Origin of the sequence: Streptomyces zingiberis (genome assembly GCF_012034935.1) — a bacterium.
GTDB classification, from domain to species: Bacteria; Actinomycetota; Actinomycetes; order Streptomycetales; family Streptomycetaceae; genus Streptomyces; species Streptomyces zingiberis.
Map to the genome: position 1 here is coordinate 1 of NZ_JAATEN010000046.1, position 1965 is coordinate 1965.

The window sequence follows — 1965 nt, forward strand, 5'->3', positions numbered from 1 at the left end:
CCTGTCGACGCGGCGCGGCTGCGCAGGGGTGTCACCGAGGACGGACTGACGGCGGCCCATCTGACCGCGGGATCCTTCCGGGTGCTCGCGGGGGAGTCCCCGGAGTGTTTCGCCGGGCTGCGTGAGGTGCTGACCGGCGGGGACGTGGTGCCGGTGGACGCGGTGGCCAGAGTTCGGGGGGCGTGTCCGGAGGTGTCGGTCCGGCATTTGTACGGGCCGACGGAGGGGACGCTGTGCGCCACGTGGCACACGCTGTCCCCCGGTGAGCCGCTGGGGGACAGGTTGCCGATCGGTGGTCCGTTGCCGGGGCGGCGGGTGTATGTGCTGGATGTGTTCTTGCAGCCGGTTCCGCCGGGGGTGGACGGGGAGTTGTATCTCGCCGGTGTGGGTCTGGCGCGGGGTTATCTGGGGCAGCCGGGGTTGACGGCGGAGCGGTTCGTGGCGTCCCCGTTCGTTCCGGGGGAGCGGATGTATCGCACGGGTGATCTGGTGCGATGGACGGAGGACGGCGCACTCCTGTTCGCCGGGCGGGCCGACGCGCAGGTGAAGGTGCGCGGTTACCGGGTGGAGCCGGGCGAGGTCGAGGCGGTGCTGACCGGTTATCCGGGTGTGGCGCAGGCGGTGGTGGTGGCGCGGGACGACGGGCCGGGGGAGGAACGCCGCCTTGTCGGTTACGTCGTTCCCGAGGGGTCCGAGGGGGTCGACGCGCAGAAGATCCGGGAGTACGCGGCCTCCGTCCTGCCTGAGTACATGGTCCCGGCGGTCGTCCTGTCACTGGACGTGCTGCCGGTGACGGGGAACGGGAAGGTGGACCGGGGTGTGTTGCCGGCGCCGGAGGCGACCGGGTCGGTTGCCGGGCGGGGGCCGTCGTCGGAGGCGGAGTGTGCTCTGTGTGAGTTGTTCGCTGAGGTGCTGGGTGTGGAGCGGGTCGGGGTGGAGGAGAGTTTCTTCGCTCTGGGCGGGGATTCGATCATGTCGATGCAGTTGGCCGCGCGGGGGCGCCGGGTGGGTTTGTTCTTCACGGCGCAGGATGTGTTCGAGCGGGAGACTGCGGCCGGTTTGGCCGTGGTGGCGCGGCCTGTGGGTGGGGAGGTGCGGGCGCCGGGTGGTGGTACGGGTGAGGTGCCGTGGACGCCGGTGATGCGGGAGCTGGGTGGGTTCGCGGTCCGTCCGGGGCTGGCTCAGTGGTCGGTCGTCGGTGCTCCGCCCGGGCTGGACCAGGGTGCGCTGGTCACGGCCGTCGACGCGCTGCTCGGCACCCACGACATGCTGCGGGTCCGGGTGACCGGAGCGGTGGAGGACGGGAGGCTGGCCGTCGGCGAACCGGGTTCGGTGGATGCCTCGGCGCTGGTCACCCGCGTCGACGCCGCCGCGGCCGCCACCGAGACCCTCGATGGTCTCGCGGCCGGTGCGGCGCGGGAGGCGGCGGTGCGGCTGGATCCTTCCGCAGGGGTGGTGTTCCGGGTGGTGTGGGTGGACGCGGGCCCGGGGCGTGTGGGCCGGTTGGCCCTGGTGGTGCATCACCTGGTGGTGGACGGGGTGTCCTGGCGGATTGTGCTGCCGGACCTGCGGGCCGCCTATGAGTCCGCGGTGGCGGGCCGGGCGCCCGGGCTCGACCCGGTGGGGACACCGTTCCGCGTCTGGGCCCGGACCCTGGCCGATCAGGCCACCTCCCAGGAACGCACCGCCGAACTCGACGCCTGGACCACCCTGCTCCGCGACGCCGGGCCGCCGCTGACGGACCACGCGCTCGACCCGGTGAGGGACACCGCCGCGACCCTGCGCCGCCGGACGTGGACGGTTCCGGCCGAATCGGCGGCCGCCCTGGTCAACCGGGTGCCGGCGGCCTTCCACTGCGGGGTGCACGATGTGCTGCTGGCCGCGCTTGCGGGCGCGGTCGCCCGCCGGCGGGCGGACGGTGGCACGGGTGTGCTGGTGGATGTCGAGAGCCATGGCCGGGAGGCG

The 1965-nt window shown here is 73.3% G+C and carries 1 protein-coding gene; it reads left to right on the forward strand.

Going from position 1 to position 1965, the window contains the following annotated elements; all coding sequences use genetic code 11:
• On the forward strand, window positions 1–1965 hold a 1965-nt coding region (locus HCK00_RS26590), incomplete at both ends, for an AMP-binding protein (RefSeq protein ID WP_168104599.1).